14 protein-coding genes and 2 pseudogenes are annotated in these 17,467 nt (G+C 45.1%); 9 read left to right on the top strand and 7 right to left on the bottom strand.

Annotation, left to right across the window (positions count from 1 at the left end):
• Positions 1–130: 130 nt before the first annotated feature.
• On the top strand, positions 131–1,384 hold the full coding sequence (locus AK966_RS03880; protein ID WP_119463570.1) for an aromatic amino acid transport family protein: 1,254 nt from the start codon (positions 131–133) through the stop codon (positions 1,382–1,384).
• Between the two features lie 97 nt (positions 1,385–1,481).
• Positions 1,482–2,843: an L-serine ammonia-lyase gene (locus AK966_RS03885; protein ID WP_099080867.1), complete on the top strand. Its 1,362-nt coding sequence runs from the start codon at positions 1,482–1,484 to the stop codon at positions 2,841–2,843.
• A gap of 128 nt (positions 2,844–2,971) precedes the next feature.
• On the opposite strand, the gene queD is transcribed toward AK966_RS03885, so the two are convergent.
• On the bottom strand, positions 2,972–3,334 hold the full coding sequence (gene queD / locus AK966_RS03890; protein ID WP_099080866.1) for a 6-carboxytetrahydropterin synthase QueD: 363 nt from the start codon (positions 3,332–3,334) through the stop codon (positions 2,972–2,974).
• A gap of 508 nt (positions 3,335–3,842) precedes the next feature.
• On the opposite strand from queD, the pseudogene AK966_RS03895 reads away from it, so the two are divergent.
• From AK966_RS03895 to AK966_RS03910, 4 genes and pseudogenes are all read left to right on the top strand, one after another.
• Positions 3,843–4,009, top strand: a pseudogene (locus AK966_RS03895) (methyl-accepting chemotaxis protein); the annotation flags it as partial.
• 187 nt (positions 4,010–4,196) lie between these two features.
• A complete protein-coding gene (gene asnS, locus AK966_RS03900; RefSeq protein ID WP_099080865.1) occupies positions 4,197–5,597 on the top strand; it encodes an asparagine--tRNA ligase in 1,401 nt (466 codons plus the stop codon).
• A gap of 166 nt (positions 5,598–5,763) precedes the next feature.
• Positions 5,764–6,003 carry a hypothetical protein gene (locus AK966_RS03905; RefSeq protein ID WP_099080864.1) on the top strand — a complete coding sequence of 80 codons (240 nt, stop codon included), beginning with the start codon at positions 5,764–5,766 and terminating at the stop codon, positions 6,001–6,003.
• A 423-nt stretch (positions 6,004–6,426) separates the two neighbouring features.
• Positions 6,427–7,617 (top strand): amino acid aminotransferase, encoded by a 1,191-nt coding sequence (locus AK966_RS03910; RefSeq protein ID WP_119463572.1) that lies wholly within the window; start codon positions 6,427–6,429, stop codon positions 7,615–7,617.
• Between the two features lie 67 nt (positions 7,618–7,684).
• Here AK966_RS03910 and AK966_RS03915 read toward each other — a convergent pair whose 3' ends face one another.
• Positions 7,685–8,326: an outer membrane beta-barrel protein gene (locus AK966_RS03915; protein WP_119463573.1), complete on the bottom strand. Its 642-nt coding sequence runs from the start codon at positions 8,324–8,326 to the stop codon at positions 7,685–7,687.
• A 208-nt stretch (positions 8,327–8,534) separates the two neighbouring features.
• Between AK966_RS03915 and AK966_RS03920 the strand changes: the two genes are divergently transcribed.
• Positions 8,535–10,424, top strand: coding sequence for a putative nucleotidyltransferase substrate binding domain-containing protein (locus tag AK966_RS03920; RefSeq protein WP_099080861.1), 1,890 nt, complete (start codon positions 8,535–8,537; stop codon positions 10,422–10,424).
• Positions 10,425–10,432: 8 nt separating this feature from the next.
• Positions 10,433–11,152, top strand: coding sequence for a 3'-5' exonuclease (locus AK966_RS03925; RefSeq protein WP_172438187.1), 720 nt, complete (start codon positions 10,433–10,435; stop codon positions 11,150–11,152).
• A gap of 65 nt (positions 11,153–11,217) precedes the next feature.
• On the opposite strand, the pseudogene AK966_RS03930 reads toward AK966_RS03925, so the two are convergent.
• A pseudogene (locus tag AK966_RS03930) lies at positions 11,218–11,463 on the bottom strand (methyl-accepting chemotaxis protein); the annotation flags it as partial.
• 78 nt (positions 11,464–11,541) lie between these two features.
• Positions 11,542–13,128 carry a BCCT family transporter gene (locus AK966_RS03935; protein ID WP_119463574.1) on the bottom strand — a complete coding sequence of 529 codons (1,587 nt, stop codon included), beginning with the start codon at positions 13,126–13,128 and terminating at the stop codon, positions 11,542–11,544.
• A gap of 390 nt (positions 13,129–13,518) precedes the next feature.
• On the opposite strand from AK966_RS03935, the gene AK966_RS03940 reads away from it, so the two are divergent.
• Positions 13,519–13,995 carry a MarR family winged helix-turn-helix transcriptional regulator gene (locus tag AK966_RS03940; protein ID WP_099080883.1) on the top strand — a complete coding sequence of 159 codons (477 nt, stop codon included), beginning with the start codon at positions 13,519–13,521 and terminating at the stop codon, positions 13,993–13,995.
• 52 nt (positions 13,996–14,047) lie between these two features.
• Here AK966_RS03940 and AK966_RS03945 read toward each other — a convergent pair whose 3' ends face one another.
• The 3 genes from AK966_RS03945 to AK966_RS03955 form a co-directional block, all read right to left on the bottom strand.
• Positions 14,048–14,686 (bottom strand): response regulator transcription factor, encoded by a 639-nt coding sequence (locus AK966_RS03945; protein ID WP_119463575.1) that lies wholly within the window; start codon positions 14,684–14,686, stop codon positions 14,048–14,050.
• Entirely contained in the window at positions 14,679–16,034 is a 1,356-nt protein-coding gene (locus AK966_RS03950; RefSeq protein WP_119463576.1) for a cache domain-containing protein, read from the bottom strand. The genes AK966_RS03945 and AK966_RS03950 overlap by 8 nt, the downstream gene beginning before the upstream one ends.
• Before the next feature lie 142 nt (positions 16,035–16,176).
• Positions 16,177–17,460, bottom strand: a complete 1,284-nt coding sequence (locus AK966_RS03955) for a TRAP transporter large permease subunit (protein ID WP_099080856.1) — start codon at positions 17,458–17,460, stop codon at positions 16,177–16,179.
• Positions 17,461–17,467: the final 7 nt, after the last annotated feature.

Genomic DNA, 17,467 nt, shown 5'->3' on the forward strand with positions numbered 1-17,467 from the left:
TAAGAAGCAGGTTTTTGGCATATCATGCAATGGCTGAGAGCAATACATGATTTAGATCTAAATTTTGCAATGTAAAATATTGCAAAATGCACCCGACTTATTTCCTGTTCCCAAAAATGAGTAACCCAAAATGAACACAACAAATTCGACGGCGACTGCCGTACCATCGTCTAGTAAGTTTACTTACAAAGATTTCACCTGGTGTCTATCTCTATTCGGCACCGCTGTAGGTGCTGGTGTACTATTCCTTCCTATCAAAGCGGGGGCTGGCGGCTTTTGGCCATTAGTTATCCTAGCGCTTATCGCGGCACCAATGACTTGGTTCGCGCACAAATCTCTAGCACGTTTCGTCCTATCTGCGAAAAACCCAGACGCAGACATCACTGACACAGTAGAAGAGCACTTCGGTAAGACTGGCGCAAACCTTATTACTTTTGCTTACTTCTTTGCTATCTACCCAATCGTACTTATTTACGGTGTTGGTATTACAAACACAGTTGATTCTTTTCTAGTTAACCAAATGGGTATGGAATCGATCCCTCGTTGGTTGCTATCTGGTGCACTGATTGCGGCAATGACAGCCGGTGTCGTATTTGGTAAAGAACTGATGCTGAAAGCAACATCAGCAATGGTTTACCCACTAGTTGTTATCCTACTGGCACTTTCTGTTTACCTAATTCCTGATTGGAATACATCAATGATGGAAGTTGCACCAAACTGGGGTGAAGTACCGACTATCGTTTGGCTAGCAATTCCAATCATCGTATTTTCATTCAACCACAGCCCAATCATTTCTCAGTTCTCTAAAGAGCAACGCCAACAGTTTGGTGATGACGCAGTTAAGAAAACTGATGCTATCACTGGCGGCGCAGCAATGATGCTGATGGGTTTTGTAATGTTCTTCGTATTCTCTGTTGTTCTTTCTCTATCTCCAGAAGCACTAGCAACAGCACAAGAGCAAAACATCTCTGTTCTTTCTTACCTTGCTAACGTTCACGAATCTCCACTGATCTCTTACATGGGTCCACTAGTGGCATTCGCAGCGATTACTTCTAGCTACTTCGGTCACTTCCTAGGTGCACACGAAGGTCTAGTTGGTCTAATCAAATCACGCTCTCAAACACCAGTAAGCAAGATCGAGAAAGCTTCTCTAATCTTCATCGTTATCACGACTTGGATTGTGGCTATCGTTAACCCAAGCATCCTAGGCATGATTGAGACGATGGGCGCTCCAATGATTGCAGGTATCCTATTCCTACTGCCTGTATTCGCGATGCATAAAGTACCAGCAATGGCGAAATACAAAACATCAGCACCTGTACAGCTTTTCACAGTTATCTGTGGTCTTGCAGCGATTACTTCTGTAATCTACGGCGCTCTTTAATCATCGCTCATTTTTTAGCGTGATTAATTCAAGAATATAACGATAAAAACAAGCCTCCCAACTCCCCTTGGGAGGCTTTTGTTCTGAGGTAATCGATATGATTAGTGTTTTTGATATCTATAAAATCGGCGTTGGTCCTTCAAGCTCACACACAGTAGGGCCGATGAAAGCGGGTAAAGAATTTATTGATGATCTTCGTTCAATGGGAAAATTACGCGACATCACTAAAATCACCGTTGACGTTTATGGATCACTATCACTGACAGGGAAAGGTCACCACACCGATATCGCTATCATCATGGGTCTTGCTGGCAATACCCCTGAGAAAGTAGACATCGACTCTATCCCGGGCTTTATCGCTCGCGTAGAAGAAACTGAGCGCCTTCCTGTTGGCATGCACTGTCACACAGTATCGTTCCCTAAAGATGGTGGTATGAACTTCCATACCTCTAATTTATCGCTGCACGAAAACGGCATGCAGATCCACGCTTGGATCGATGACGAAGTCGCGTACTCGAAAACGTATTACTCTATCGGTGGTGGTTTCATCGTCGATGAAGAAAACTTCGGCAAAGAAGAAGAAAACCCTATCAAGGTTCCTTACACATTCACAACCGCTGAAGAGCTTGTGAACCAATGTAAAGAACACGGTCTTTCTATCAGCGCATTGGTTATGAAAAACCAAGCGGCTCTTCACTCAGATGAAGAGTCTCGCACTTACTTTGCCAACATCTGGAAAACCATGCGTGAAGGTATGGAACGCGGTATGAATACGGAAGGTATTCTACCTGGGCCACTACGCGTACCTCGTCGTGCTGCAGCACTTCGCCAGCAACTACTGACTTCTGAAAAGACGTCAAATGACCCAATGGCAGTGGTTGACTGGGTAAACATGTTTGCTTTCGCAGTAAACGAAGAAAACGCTGCCGGTGGCCGTGTTGTAACTGCGCCAACGAATGGTGCATGTGGCATCATCCCTGCGGTACTGGCGTACTACGACAAGTTTATCCAAACCGTAACAGAAAAAGACTACATCCGTTACTTCGCTGCTTCTGGTGCGATCGGCGGTCTTTACAAGCGTAACGCTTCTATCTCCGGTGCGGAAGTTGGCTGTCAAGGTGAAGTTGGCGTAGCGTGTTCTATGGCGGCGGCTGGCCTTGCTGAACTTATGGGTGGTAGCCCAGAGCAAGTATGTATGGCGGCAGAGATCGGTATGGAACACAACCTAGGGCTAACTTGTGACCCTGTTGCTGGTCAGGTACAAGTTCCATGTATCGAACGTAATGGTATTGCGGCAGTGAAAGCGATCAACTCTACTCGTATGGCACTGCGTCGTTCTTCTGCTCCAACGGTATCTCTAGATAAAGTTATCGAAACCATGCTAGAAACGGGTAAAGACATGAACGCGAAATACCGTGAGACGTCTCAAGGCGGTCTAGCAATCAAAGTCATTTGCTAATCCCAAGAGCACGACATCAAGCCTGAGCCGACGCTCAGGCTTTTTTTTCATTAACTTTTCAAAACGTCATGAGTGGGAATACAAAAAAGGCAAGCTAATCCGCTTGCCTTCTTATTGAAATTCTGGCCTTATTCGCCTTTGTAGATACAACCTGCTGTACAAGTCTCTTTGATCTCAACTTTGCTAAGTAGAGGTAGGTTTGGCTTAAGTTGCTCCCAAATCCACTTTGCTAAGACTTCGCTCGTTGGGTTTTCTAAACCTTCAATATCGTTCAGGTAGTAGTGGTCTAAACGGTTGTAGATCGGTTTGAAAGCGGCTTTAATTTCAGCAAAGTCCACAACCCAGCCTGTATGTGGGTCCACCTCGCCTTCTACATAAAGACGAACAAGGAAAGAGTGTCCGTGCAAACGACCACATTGGTGTCCTTCTGGTACGTGCGGCAAGTGGTGCGCCGCTTCGAACATGAACTCTTTGTATAATTCGGTTTTCATCTTGATTCTCAGGCTTTAAAAAACACGCAATACTAAGGAATTCACCTGTCGATGACAAGCCTTAACACCTTCTGAGTTCAAGGCCATGAAGGCAAACGATTCTCCCACCAATCCTAGCCTCCCTTTTCAGCAAATCCTCACAATCATCGGTAACGGCTCTCTCATTTGGCAATCTTGCGGCGCAGTGTCAACACCTTGATTACATCGAACTCACGCCGGATTGACATAACCATATACTGTTTAGAGTCACAAGGATTCCTCTTGTCTATCGCTCTCATGAAAATCCATCATTAATGTTGTTACGTTCGTTCCAATAACATTAATAAGAATAGGCGCTCAACCATCAGCTTAAAACTTCTTCTTGCACTGTTCTCGTGTTCAGTTGCGGACTTAATGACACTACCAGCTATCAATACTACCAACAAAAATCTCTGAACAATGATGTGCTTAGTGACCAATGAAGTACAGAGCAACATCGAAACCATCATTCATCATTTCCAACAAGGTAGTGAGCCAGCATATTCAGTCGAAAGTCGACACCATCACGCTAACGACACATCCCAATCGGCCTCTCATACTCGTGATATTTGCGTCGATTTAGAACATCAATCAGAGCGACTTGAGCGATTACTTAACCAATTTACGCTATCAAGAGAGAAAAGCGGGCACAAATAAGAAATTTCTCGTGTTTAAAGTGAATATAAAGGTTGAAGCTGTCGATTTGACAGGTAATATGTTCCGATGAATCTAAAAAATTCTATTCAGCACAACACGACGCCTGTTTTTTAATCAAACACGTAATAAGACAGCCATTTAATCTGTGTTGTGTTGCTTTTATGCCTTAACGGAGAATATTGAAAACATGACTTACGCGCCTGTATCAGACGTTTTGAAAGGTCAACTAGCGGTAGACAGTGAAGTAACTGTTCGTGGTTGGATCCGTTCACGTCGTGATTCCAAAGCTGGAATCTCTTTCCTTGCCATTTATGACGGCTCTTGTTTCGACCCGATTCAGGCCGTGGTCCCAAATAATCTTAATAATTACGACAACGAAGTACTTAAGCTAACTACTGGCTGCTCTGTTGAAGTAACAGGTAAGATTGTTGAGTCTCCTGCTGCTGGTCAGGCTTTCGAGCTTGCGGCAACTGACGTTAAAGTAGTTGGTTGGGTTGAAGACGCTGAAACTTACCCAATGGCTAAAACTCGTCACTCTATCGAGTACCTACGTGAAGTTGCGCACCTACGTCCGCGTACAAACGTAATCGGTGCGGTAGCACGTGTTCGTAATTGCCTGTCTCAAGCAATCCACCGCTTCTACCACGAGCAAGGTTACTTCTGGGTATCTGCACCACTGATCACCGCTTCTGACGCAGAAGGCGCAGGTGAAATGTTCCGCGTTTCTACGCTAGACATGGAAAACCTACCTCGCACTGACGCTGGCAAAGTGGACTACAACGAAGACTTCTTCGGTAAAGAGACGTTCCTAACCGTATCTGGTCAGCTAAACGCAGAAGCTTACGCGTGTGCACTAAGCAAAGTTTACACGTTCGGCCCGACTTTCCGTGCTGAAAACTCAAACACTAGCCGCCACCTAGCGGAATTCTGGATGGTTGAGCCTGAAGTTGCGTTTGCAGAATTAGACGACGTAGCGAAACTGGCTGAAGACATGCTTAAATACGTGTTCAAAGCGGTACTTGAAGAGCGTCGTGATGATCTTGAATTCTTCGCGCAGCGCATCGACAAACAAGCGATCACCCGTCTAGAGCAATTCGTTTCTTCTGACTTCGCACAAGTAGACTACACGGACGCGATCCAAATCCTTCTAGATTCTGGTCGTGAGTTCGAATTCCCAGTTGAATGGGGTATCGACATGTCTTCTGAGCACGAGCGCTTCCTAGCAGAAGAGCACTTCAAAGCACCAGTAATCGTTAAGAACTACCCGAAAGACATCAAAGCGTTCTACATGCGTATGAACGACGATGGCAAAACCGTAGCGGCAATGGACGTTCTAGCACCAGGCATCGGTGAAATCATCGGTGGTTCTCAACGTGAAGAGCGCCTAGACATCCTAGATTCACGTATGCGCGAAATGGGCATCGACCCTGAGCACATGAGCTGGTACCGCGACCTACGTCGTTACGGCACAGTGCCACACGCAGGCTTCGGTCTAGGCTTCGAGCGCCTCGTTTCTTACGTAACCGGCATGGGCAATGTTCGCGATGTGATCCCATTCCCACGTACACCTCGCTCTGCGAACTTCTAATCGCGTTAATGCAACAGAATTAAAAAGACCTCCCTCGTGGAGGTCTTTTTTTATCTGTCATTTACGCAACATGATTTCTTATTCTTCTCTGTCGCAATTTTCTCTCCTAAATGTGAAATTATGTTCCATACTTTCAAGGATATAAAAACGCTTTTAGGAGAACATGATGAAACTATTTACAATGGACGATCTTTCATATCGTGGCACACATCAAGGCGTTCATAGTTGGGATCATCCTGACAGTGATACCCCTTATTATTGGCACCCTGATTGGCTCCACATTGCTGAAGATGCGTTAGGGATCCACCCTAAAGCCGATATTGATGTACCTGAGGGAGAAACCGCTACAGAAGAGCATGCAAAAGTAGCAATCATCAAACACCTTAATGAAAATAATAACGGTTAGAAATTCGCTCATTTCCTGAAAATCAGTAAGTTATATATACAGAAAATTTACTCGAATGGCAGTTAAGCCGCAATGAATCCAACCACGCCCATCCTTGCTGGGTGTGGGGATAGCCTATCACTATACACACCTCGCCACCTCATCACGTCGCTCCAAAACCCTCGATTCCACTTTTAAATTCACCCGTAATCCCCCCCCACTTTGCTTCTCCCTTTAAGGTGAACAAAATATCACCAACACCCCAGTTAACTCCTCAATAACACGCAACAATTAGAGAACATTACCTAATAAAACCTTCCATTTAGTTGGATTTCTGTTTCAAATCAAAATTATTTTAAGTTTTCTTTTCAACAACGGTTGTAACCGAAATTACTGAAAGGTATAAATATCAGCAGACCCCTTCGATTAACATGGATGAAGATTATGTTTGAAAAAGTCGTTGCCGCTCCGGCTGACCCTATTCTTGGACTCACTGAAGAGTTTAAAAAAGATACTCGCGCTGAAAAAATTAACCTTGGTGTTGGTATTTACAAAAACGAGCAAGGTGAAACCCCTGTTCTTGCTACCGTAAAGAAAGCCGAAGCAATACTCGTTGAAACTGAAAAAACCAAATCTTACCTAACGATCGAAGGGACAGCAGAATACGCTTTAGCCGTGCAAAAACTGCTATTCGGTGCGGATGCTGACATCGTCGCAGAAAAACGCGCGAAAACCGCACAAGCACCAGGTGGCACTGGCGCTCTGCGTGTTGCTGGTGAATTCATCAAGCGTCAACTTGGTGATGCCAAGATCTGGATCAGTAACCCTACATGGGCAAATCACAACGGTGTCTTTACCGCCGCTGGTATTGAAACGGCGCAGTACAGCTACTACAACGCGGAAACGAAAGACAAAGACTTTGACGCCATGTTGACTGATCTTCAAACGGCATCTGAAGGCGACATCGTTCTTCTGCACGGATGCTGCCATAACCCAACGGGTATCGATCCAACAGCAGAAGAGTGGGAAACCTTGGCGAAATTAATGGCAGAAAAGAAACTTCTACCGCTATTTGATTTTGCCTACCAAGGCTTTGCAAAAGGTGTAGACGAAGATGCCGCAGGTCTACGTACTTTTGCTAAGTACAACAAAGAAATCCTTGTCGCGAGCTCATTCTCTAAGAACTTTGGCCTATACAACGAGCGCGTGGGCGCGTTTACTCTAGTTGCTGAATCAGAAGACGTGGCTGCAACGGCATTCTCGCAAGTAAAAGCAATCATCCGTTCTATCTATTCTAACCCTCCGGCGCACGGTAGTGCTGTCGTCACTCACATTCTGAACGACGCTGAACTGCGCGCAGAATGGGAATCTGAAGTGGCAGAGATGCGTGACCGCATCCAAGAGATGCGTGAGCTATTTGTCGCCACACTCAAAGCGGAAGGCGTAGATGCAGACTTTAGCTTTATCGAACGCCAAAACGGCATGTTTTCGTTCTCTGGTCTGTCTAAAGAGCAAGTGAACCGACTGAAAGATGAATTTGCTATTTACATTGTTGGCTCTGGACGAATTAGTGTTGCAGGCATGACCAAGTCAAACATGGGTCCACTCTGTAAAGGCATCGCAGCGGTACTATAATGCCAGCCAAATAAAATAAAAAGGTCAGCAATTGCTGACCTTTTTATTTATCGGCTGATTGTTCAATTTAGTAAACAAATTTAAGGCTGAACCCAACTTCGTTGATCTCTTCCGACGCTTCATTTTGATAATCCGTGTCGCGGTACTGATAGTAAAGCCCTGCCCCTATCACTTCATGCCATTGGTAATTGAACGCAATCTTATAATTGTTCTCATCCACAATATCACTGCGGTTCAAATGCACTTCAGCGATTGCCATCCACTTTTCGCTGAAGAGGTAATTCACACCGAGTGTCACTCCGTGAATGAATTCTGTTTCCGAAGAAAGTGCCTTACCCGTTTCATCGTTGGTCGCTTTAGCTTTAATCGAGCCTAAGCCATAAACGCCATAAATATCGAATTGTCCGTTGATACCGTAGCGGTAACCACCACCAAACATTAAACGGTCAATTCGCAAAGTGAATGTGTCTGGGTGAAAGAACTGCGCGGTGTAATCTAAATTAAGTAGCCAATTATCCGTCAAAAGGTAATTGCCGCCTATACCTACCGTGGTCGCGTTAGAATTGTCTAACCATTCTTCATTAGTTGTACCAGCCCCAACATCAAGTTGTATGTGCTCATAACCAAACTTTTGAACCTGTTCCGCCTCTGAGGCAATACTCATTATAGGTAGTGCTACAAGAGGTGTAGCTAATAACCATCTTACCATTCTATTTCCTTCCATGAGGGGTCTCTAAATTGTTCTCACTGAGCGCTCTAATTCGGTAAATTAATGACAGGGTAACCGAATCAAAAAGTACGTGCTGTGCGCTCAGTCTTGATCTTACCACCCGCACCCAAAAAGAGTAACCCGATAAGATTCTGATTTAAAACTAGGTTAAGATTAACCTATCACTTCCAAATCAAAAGGCACCTTAATGGATGCAGAACTTCTCGAGATATATAACTTTCTCGCCAAGTATCCCCCATTTAACGAGCTACCAGAAGCAACTCTCACTAAAGTCACTGAAAGTATTGAAATCTCTTACTGCCGACAGGATACGCCAATCATTCACTTAGGCGATCACATCCACGATCTTTACATGGTAAGAAGTGGTGTAGTTGAAGTGTATCGTCGCAAGGGTGAGTTGTATAACCGACTCGACGAAGGTGACCTTTTTGGCCAAATGGGTCTACTTACCAATAATAAGGTTCGCTTTCCTGTAAAAGCGATTGAAGATTCCCTGCTGTACTGCATTCCTGAAGACGTTTTCCAAGAACTGTACGATAACTTCGAGACGTTTGCTGACTTTGTTGAAGTGGAAAATAGCGCACGGTTGCGTCAAACAGTGTCTGAAAACAGCGACGCCAACGATCTGACAACCTCTAAAGTGAAAACCCTACTCACTCGTGATGCGCCAACCATTGATCGCGACCAAACCATCCAGGAAGCAGCAAAGTTAATGGCTCAGGACAATGTCTCTTCACTGCTCATTGTTGATCCTGATTTTGTTCTGGATGAAGATGACCCGCAATCACCAGTAGTGGGCATCATCACTGATCGTGATCTGTGTACTCGCGTTTTGGCTGAAGGCCTGTCACCGCAAGACGATGTGTCGACGGTGATGACGACAGAAGTGATCTCTCTTGATCACAACGCCTACGTATACGAAGCGATGCTTACCATGCTGCGCTACAACGTTCATCATCTGCCAGTGGTTAAAGATCAGCTGCCAATTGGCATCATCGAAGCAACCGACATTGTTCGTTACGAATCGCAGAACTCGCTATTACTCGTCAGCAGTATCTTTCAACAACAAACCATCGAAGATCTGGCGATTGTTGCCGATGAAGTAAAAAGCAGTTTTGTACGCCTAGTCAACGAAGACGCTAACTCCCACATGGTAGGCAGTGCGATGTCAGTGATAGGACGAAGCTTCAAACAACGCCTACTTGAAATGGCTGAAGAGGCATTAGGCCCTGCACCGATACCGTATTGCTTCCTAGCTTTGGGCTCCATGGGTCGAGACGAGCAATTACTGGTAACCGACCAGGATAACGCGATTATTCTTGATGATAGCTATCAAGAAGAGCAGCACGGCAAATATTTTGAAGCGCTAGCGCAGTTTGTCAGCGATGGGTTGAACGTGTGCGGCTACAAATACTGTACCGGCGACATTATGGCGACCAATCCGATGTGGCGCATGACCCGCACACAATGGGAAGCCTGCTTTGCCGATTGGATTGATGACCCAAATCCTAAAGCCCTACTCAACGCTTCGATTTTCTTCGATTTAGATGGCGTTTATGGACGCTTAAAGTGGGCTGAGCAGTTGACCAGTTTTATTGTTCGTCGTGCTCGTAAGAACAATCGCTTCTTAGCCTGTTTAGCAAGAAATGCTCTGAACCGTACGCCACCTTTAGGCTTTTTCAAAGACTTTGTGATGGAAAAGGATGGTCAACATAAGAATTCTATCAACCTCAAACGTCGCGGCACTGCACCACTCGTCGATCTGATTCGTGTCCACTCACTTGCCGTTGGCTCACGCGCACAAAACTCATTTGAACGACTCGACGATATTATGGACGCAGGCATTCTGCCAAAGGGGCGAGCACAAAATCTAAAAGATGCGATGGAGTTCATCTCTATGGTACGCATTCGCCACCAAGCCATTGACGTAGAACTGGGGATCGAGCCAGATAATAATATCGAACCAGAAAACCTATCGGACTTTGAGCGACGCAACCTGAAAGATGCATTCCAGATACTGAGTAATGGTCAAAACTTCCTCAAATTCCGCTATCAAGCCAGCAATAGCTTCAAATGAGGTTTGTCATGATCAAAAAGCTATTTCAAAAGCCGGCTATCCAATGGCCAACAAAGTTCCACCATAAGCAAGAGCAAGCAAGCGACGAGCGTCTCATCGCCTTCTATGGCCATGTCCTCCCATCGTCGGATACGCCAATTTCGGACATTGAGTTCGTAGCTTTGGACTTTGAGACAACGGGTTTGAACCCGCAAAAAGATGGCATTATCACCATTGGATTAGTACCATTTAACCTCAATCGCATTTTTTTGCGCCAGTCCAAACATTGGAAGGTAAGACCGCAGGAAAAACTGGATGCGAATTCCGTCATCATTCACGGCATTACACACAGTGACTTGATAGATGCCCCCGATTTGAATGACATTCTCGGTGATTTTTTACACTGTTTAGCCGGCAAGGTTGTGGTCGTGCACTATCGTAGGATCGAGAGAGAGTTTCTAGACCAAGCCCTGCGCACACGTATAGGTGAAGGTATCGAGTTTCCGGTTCTCGACACCCTAGAAATCGAAGCTAACATACAACAGAAACTGTTTGGCGGCCTGTGGAATAAGCTGAAAGGCAAACAGCCAGAATCTCTACGCCTAGCGCAATCGCGTCGCCGGTACGGTCTTCCTGATTACACCCCCCATCACGCACTAACGGATGCGATAGCAACGGCGGAATTGTTGCAAGCTCAAATTGCCCACCACTATCGCCCTGAGCAACCTATCCGTGATTTTTGGTTATAGCCCCTATCCTTAAAGAGCAAATAAAAAAGGAGCCTTTTGGCTCCTTGTTATTACTTTCAATGTTCTCACAGTTTAAAGCGGTTGGTCTCTTGCGCTAACTCATAAGATAGCTCTGACAGATGCGCGGCTTGCTGTGCGGCCTGCTACGCTTCAACAGAAAGCTCACTGGAAGCATCACGAAGCCCTTCTGCATTACGTGTGATTTCAGTTGATACCGAAGCCTGTTCTTCCGCCGCAGAGGCAATTTGAGTTGCCATATCACTCATACGTTCTACTGCGGTATGAATTTGAGTCAGACTCACTGCCGTCGCCACCATATTAATTTCGTCTTGTTGACACGAAATTTGCTGGCTCTTTAATCATGCAACACTTGCGCTTCAATCTATTACTTATTGACGCTCTGTTCTCAATCCCATCACTAAGCTGACACACATTGCAAGCAGAACAAAAGTAAAGGGTAATGCCGTGGAAATTGCACCAGCTTGAAGGGCCTGAACGGCTTCAGAGCCACCTACCCACAGTAGTGCAACTGCAATCGCACCTTCCATAAACGCCCAAAACACGCGTTGCAGAACTGGGGCATCAACTTTACCACCTGCGGTGATGCTATCAATAACGAGCGACCCGGAGTCTGAAGAGGTAATGAAAAATACCAAAACCAAAACAACAGCAATAATAGATAGCATGTTACCGAATGGTAATACATCAAACATTTGGAACATCGCCAATGAAACGTCTGTTAGGCCATTGGCACCCAACTCACCCACTTTATTGATGACTTGGTCGATCGCTAAGCCACCAAATACTGACATCCAAACAATGGTTACAAACGTTGGCACAATCAAAACCGCGGTAATAAATTCACGAACTGTACGACCACGAGATACTCGAGCGATAAACATACCAACAAATGGTGACCATGAGATCCACCATGCCCAGTAGAATACCGTCCAACCTTGGAACCATGCTTCATCTGAGCGACCAAATGGATTACTCAGTGGAATGATGTTTTCTACATATGCCATCAGCGTTGTCGGAATAGAGCCTAGGCTTACAGCCCAACCAATCAACCCAACAAGAATAAGCAGTAAGAATGCAACAATCATGTTGATGTTACTGATAACCTTAACACCGCCATCAATACCGCGGATTACTGATACAACCGCTAGCAAGGTAACCACGGTGATAACAACAATTTGAAGGCCTAAGCCCGGCTCAACGCCAAACACGTGGTGAATACCACTTGCCGCTTGCTGCGCCCCAAGACCTAGAGAAGTCGCAAGACCAAACAGTGTTGCCAGTACGGCGAGAATATCAACAATGTGCCCCGCCCAACCCCATGCGCGATCGCCCAACAGTGGGTAAAAAATCGAACGCATAGACAAAGGTAGGCCCTTATTGTATGTAAAGAAAGCTAGAGAAAGTGCGACAACACCGTAAATTGCCCAAGGGTGCAAACCCCAGTGGAACATCGTCGCACCCAACGCAAGCTTTGCGGCTTCAGGCGTATTAGCTTCTACACCTAGTGGCGTTTCGTACCAACCTGTAAAGTATGCCACTGGCTCTGCCACACTCCAGAACATCAGTCCGATCCCCATACCCGCTGCGAATAGCATCGCAAGCCATGACATGACATGACATGACATGAAAGAGTAATCCGCAACCGCATCTTTACCGCCAAGGCGAATCTTACCCATTGGCGACACAATAAGTGCTAAACAGAATATAACGAAAATGTTGCTAGAAATGATGAACAGCCAATCGAAGGAGCCGATGATTTTCCATTTCAGACCATCTAGTGCGGTTTTGGCCGTGTGTGCATCAAGAACGAGCGCTGCAATAAGAAATAGTGCAATGAAACCAGCGCTAATACCAAAAACCGGATTATGGACATCAAACCCCCATTTTTGGACGTTGTCTTGCCCAACCGTATAGTCGGTACTATCAATGCTGTACTTATCTATACCTTTTGTCATTGTTCCTCTCTTTTGTGTTCAATTTTTAGCAAGAAACCAAGAATACTTTGAACACGATACATTTTGTTTTCCAGAAAGTCGGAGATCCTACCATTTGAGGCTTTTTTGTCTAGAATTTGCTGATATAAAATCCAATATCCCATTTATCAGCCAGTAAGATCAACCAAAAATAGTAAATAACCCCGTATGCATTTTTAGACTTCAAATATTTATTACTATAATCACTTTAGGTAATCCTGACTTACTTGCATCAATCCGTGTAAAGATTGTGAATAGAGAATACAATTCGTTAAAAATGATGCCCTCATTCAGCACTAAGCGCTTTTAATAGCAACGCTTTTGAGTTAGTGTCATCTCGTAACAAGATCCCCTTATGACTGGATGAAAAAATTGGAAAAGTACGAAGAAGTCTTGGTCTCGATTCGTCAGATCATCCGAGCTATTGATTTACATTCAAAAAAGTTGAGCAAAGAGTCTGGTTTGACTGCACCCCAGTTGATCCTCATGCGTGCCATTAGTGAATTGGATAATGTCACTATTAAGCAGCTGTCGAGCCATACCAATATGAGTCAGGCAACCGCGACGACCATCTTAGACCGACTAGAACGTAATCAGTATGTGGAACGCCGCCGCAGTGTTGAAGATAAGCGCAAGGTACATGCAGTTTTGACAGAACAAGGCCAATCCGTACTAGATCAAGCACCGACACCGCTTCAAGAGCACTTTATCAGCCGTTATCAAAAACTTGAGGAATGGGAGCAAAGTTTGCTTTTATCTTCCGTTCAACGCATCTCTGCCATGATGAATGCCGAAGATATTGATGTCGCACCAATGCTAGAATTAGGCAGCATCACTAAACCAGAATAAGTGTCTTTGTGTGCGCTCATGAGTTGGAATACACCGAATATGTGCGCCACATTTACTCAACCAGTCCAGTTTCAAAAGCGTATTTGGCCAACTCTGCCGTTGAGTGTAAATCCAGCTTATGTTTAATATTGTGGCGATGCGTTTCGACAGTCCTATAACTGATATCTAGCAGCGCTGCAATTTTCTTACTACTGTTTCCTTGTGCAACAAGCTTAAGTACGGCTTCTTCTCGGCGACTCAGGGGATTCACTCTTTGTGCCGCAGGTATCACATCCTGAGTGAACAAGGTTTGTGTAACAGATTCACAAAAATACGTCGAACCTTGATTGACCGTTTTGATCGCTTGTACCATCTTCTCCGCAGAAATCTCTTTAAGCATGTAGCCTACCGCCCCCGCTTGCATCACCTTCATTATGTACTCACGGTTATCATGCATAGTAAGCATCAAGATTTTGCTCTCAGGGCGCGCTTCCTTAATCACTCCCGTCGCCTCAATGCCGTTCATGATGGGCATGCTGATATCCATCAGAATCACATCTGGGTGGAGAAGTTTGGAAACTTCGATCGCCTCTAGGCCATTGCTCGCCGTGCCAATAACATCGATACCAGACTCGCGTTCTAAACGTGCGATAAAACCGTCCAACACCACTTGGTGATCGTCCACTATCACCACACTAATTGGTTTATCCATAAACTAATCCATCCAAATCTAACAATACGGTGATTTCTGTTCCTAACCCCGGCTCGCTCATCAGTTCGAAGTCGCCACCGATGAACTCCACGCGCTCGCGCATGTTACGTAAGCCGATGCCTTGTCGGTGAAGGGAAGAATTGACAACAAAGCCAATCCCGTCATCTCGGATCAACAATTGAAGTATATTGCCCATTTGATGCAACGTAATCGTCACCTTTTTAGCGCGAGCATGTTTCTCAATGTTGTTCAACGACTCCTGGGCAACTCGATACAATGTCGTCGACACCTCAGATTTCAACTTGGATTGGGCGGTATCAAAATGACTTTCAATCCCAATACCCGAATGAGAGTGAAAATCTTGTAATAATGTCGTCAGTGCCGCCTCAAAGCCGATGTCATCCAACGCACTAGGGCGAAGCTGATGAGAGATATGACGCACTTCGCTGATTGCGGTCAACAATGAACGCTGTGACTTATCGAGGTGAGATTTGACTTGCTCATCTTGTATGCGATGCTCCATCAATTCTAAGTGGCATTTACTCGAAACCAATAATTGGTTAATACCATCATGCAGTTCTCGCGCTAAGTGCTTTTTCTCATCTTCTTGAAACATCACTGTTTTGTGGGCAAGTTCTTTGAGGTTTTTATCGGCAAGTCGATGTTCATGCAGGTTAATCGCCAACGTAAAGACGATAATCACCGCGACTGTGACAACCAAAATTACCACGACTGAGAAAAATGTCGTTTCAATATTCCGGTTAACAGCGGATCGCATATTGGAAACCTCTCGGCTGACATCTTCAATATATAGCCCGGTTCCGATCATCCATTGCCACTTATCAAGCCATGCAGCATAACTGAGTTTTGGTACGGTTTCTCCCGTGGACGGCTTTTGCCACAAATATTGATGGAAACCACCACCTCGCTGAGCTTGATGCAATAGAGCCTCAATCAAGCGGTCTCCATTTTGGTCTTGGATATGGAGTAAGTTTTGTCCCATCAAATCAGGTTGAATGGGGTGAACAAGATTAGTGCCGTATTGGTCATACGCAAAAAAGTACCCATCTGAGCCATAGCGTAGACGATTAAGAATGGCTTTGACTTGGGCTTTAGCAACACTTTCATCAAGATGGGCATCGTTGTAAATATGCGATATGGCATCAAAAGCGAGGTCGACCGTATCTTTAAGCGCAGCTTCTTTCGATTGGATGAGACTTTGATGAAAGATTTCCACTTCTCGTTGACCAAGCGTTTTAGCCTGATAGATAGAAATCCAACTGATGCTCGCGGTCACCAATACCACTGGAATTAAAGCAAGCAAGATGAGTTTCGCTTTAAGAGGCATTTCATCCTCCATGAAAAAACTGCCTATTCATACGATTAGGCAGCTTAACAACTTGTACAACAAGGTGGAAACTTACAGCTCACAGTTTCCTAATTTATCTCTCATACCAATCACAGTAAGTTGCTACGATTGGTATCGACCACTACATGCCATAAAAACCCGGGAAAACCAATATCGAAGCGAGGACCGCAATCTGAATGGCAATGAATGGCATCACCCCTTTGTAAATATCACGAGTGGTGACCCCTGCAGGTGCGACACCTTTCAAATAGAACAGACTAAAACCAAATGGCGGTGTGAGGAACGAAGTTTGTAAGTTCATCGCTATCAGTATGGCAAACCAAGTCATATTAATCCCCATCAGCTCAGCAACAGGAGCAATGATTGGCACGATAATGAAACAGATCTCAACAAAGTCGATGAAAAAGCCAAGAATAAGAATGACGAGCATGGTAATGATCAAGAATCCCCACTTCTCTCCTGGAATTTGTAGCATCCATTCTTCAACTAAATAATCGCCACCAGTGTAAGTAAAGGCCATTGAGAATGCGGTTGCCCCCAAAAGAATCGCAAACACCATTGCGGTCACTTTTACGGTTTCTTTCGATGCATCGTAAACCATTGACCAGCTGAACTGTTTGTACATCAGCGACAACACTATCGCGCCAGCACCACCAAGCGCAGCCGATTCTGTTGGTGTCGCGATGCCAGCAAAGATAGAGCCCAGAACAACAACGATAAGTGCAAGTGGCGGTATCACCGCTTTCAATGCTGTGATTACTTCATCTCTTCGGCTGATAGATTCATCACGCTCGATGGGTTGAGCGGCTTCCGGGTTCAATTTGGCGTAAATAAGAATATAGATTACATATGCGCCCACTAGCATTAATCCCGGCCAAATCGCCGCCTGAAACAAATCACCTACTGGCACACCTAATACATCACCCAGCAGAATTAGTACGATGGAAGGCGGGATAATTTGTCCGAGCGTACCAGAGGCACAAATCGTGCCGCACGCTAGGCCCTTGTCATAATTGTACTTAAGCATCACGGGTAGAGAAATCAATCCCATCGCCACAACCGATGCCCCCACGACACCTGTAGAAGCGGCAAGCAAGGCACCAACCAATACAGTAGAAATCGCGATACCGCCACGCACGCCACCAAATAAACGCCCCATCGATTCAAGAAGCTGCTCTGCTAGTTTGGTTTTTTGTAATACTAGTCCCATGAAAACAAACAGAGGCACTGCCATCAAAACGGTATTTTCCATGATGGATTGAATACGATATGGCATGAAAGCGAACATCTCCATCCCTTCCGCCCATACACCAAAGATCAATGCAATACCGCCAAAGGTAAAGGCGACAGGAAAACCAAGCAGTAGCGCAAATAAGGCTACAAAAAACATCACTATACCGATCATGCTGACT

This window comes from Vibrio sp. PID23_8 (assembly GCF_003584965.1).
In the GTDB taxonomy this organism is placed as follows: domain Bacteria; phylum Pseudomonadota; class Gammaproteobacteria; order Enterobacterales; family Vibrionaceae; genus Vibrio.

Bases quoted from the DNA above. Each gene is read 5' to 3' on its own strand.
- asnS (WP_099080865.1), top strand. From the start codon at position 4,197: ATGACTTACGCGCCTGTATCAGACGTTTTGAAAGGTCAACTAGCGGTA.
- queD (WP_099080866.1), bottom strand. From the start codon at position 3,334: ATGAAAACCGAATTATACAAAGAGTTCATGTTCGAAGCGGCGCACCAC.
- AK966_RS03905 (WP_099080864.1), top strand. From the start codon at position 5,764: ATGAAACTATTTACAATGGACGATCTTTCATATCGTGGCACACATCAA.
- AK966_RS03945 (WP_119463575.1), bottom strand. From the start codon at position 14,686: ATGGATAAACCAATTAGTGTGGTGATAGTGGACGATCACCAAGTGGTG.
- AK966_RS03885 (WP_099080867.1), top strand. From the start codon at position 1,482: ATGATTAGTGTTTTTGATATCTATAAAATCGGCGTTGGTCCTTCAAGC.
- AK966_RS03910 (WP_119463572.1), top strand. From the start codon at position 6,427: ATGTTTGAAAAAGTCGTTGCCGCTCCGGCTGACCCTATTCTTGGACTC.
- AK966_RS03915 (WP_119463573.1), bottom strand. From the start codon at position 8,326: ATGGTAAGATGGTTATTAGCTACACCTCTTGTAGCACTACCTATAATG.
- AK966_RS03935 (WP_119463574.1), bottom strand. From the start codon at position 13,128: ATGACAAAAGGTATAGATAAGTACAGCATTGATAGTACCGACTATACG.
- AK966_RS03920 (WP_099080861.1), top strand. From the start codon at position 8,535: ATGGATGCAGAACTTCTCGAGATATATAACTTTCTCGCCAAGTATCCC.
- AK966_RS03925 (WP_172438187.1), top strand. From the start codon at position 10,433: ATGATCAAAAAGCTATTTCAAAAGCCGGCTATCCAATGGCCAACAAAG.
- AK966_RS03880 (WP_119463570.1), top strand. From the start codon at position 131: ATGAACACAACAAATTCGACGGCGACTGCCGTACCATCGTCTAGTAAG.
- AK966_RS03955 (WP_099080856.1), bottom strand. From the start codon at position 17,460: ATGATCGGTATAGTGATGTTTTTTGTAGCCTTATTTGCGCTACTGCTT.
- AK966_RS03950 (WP_119463576.1), bottom strand. From the start codon at position 16,034: ATGCCTCTTAAAGCGAAACTCATCTTGCTTGCTTTAATTCCAGTGGTA.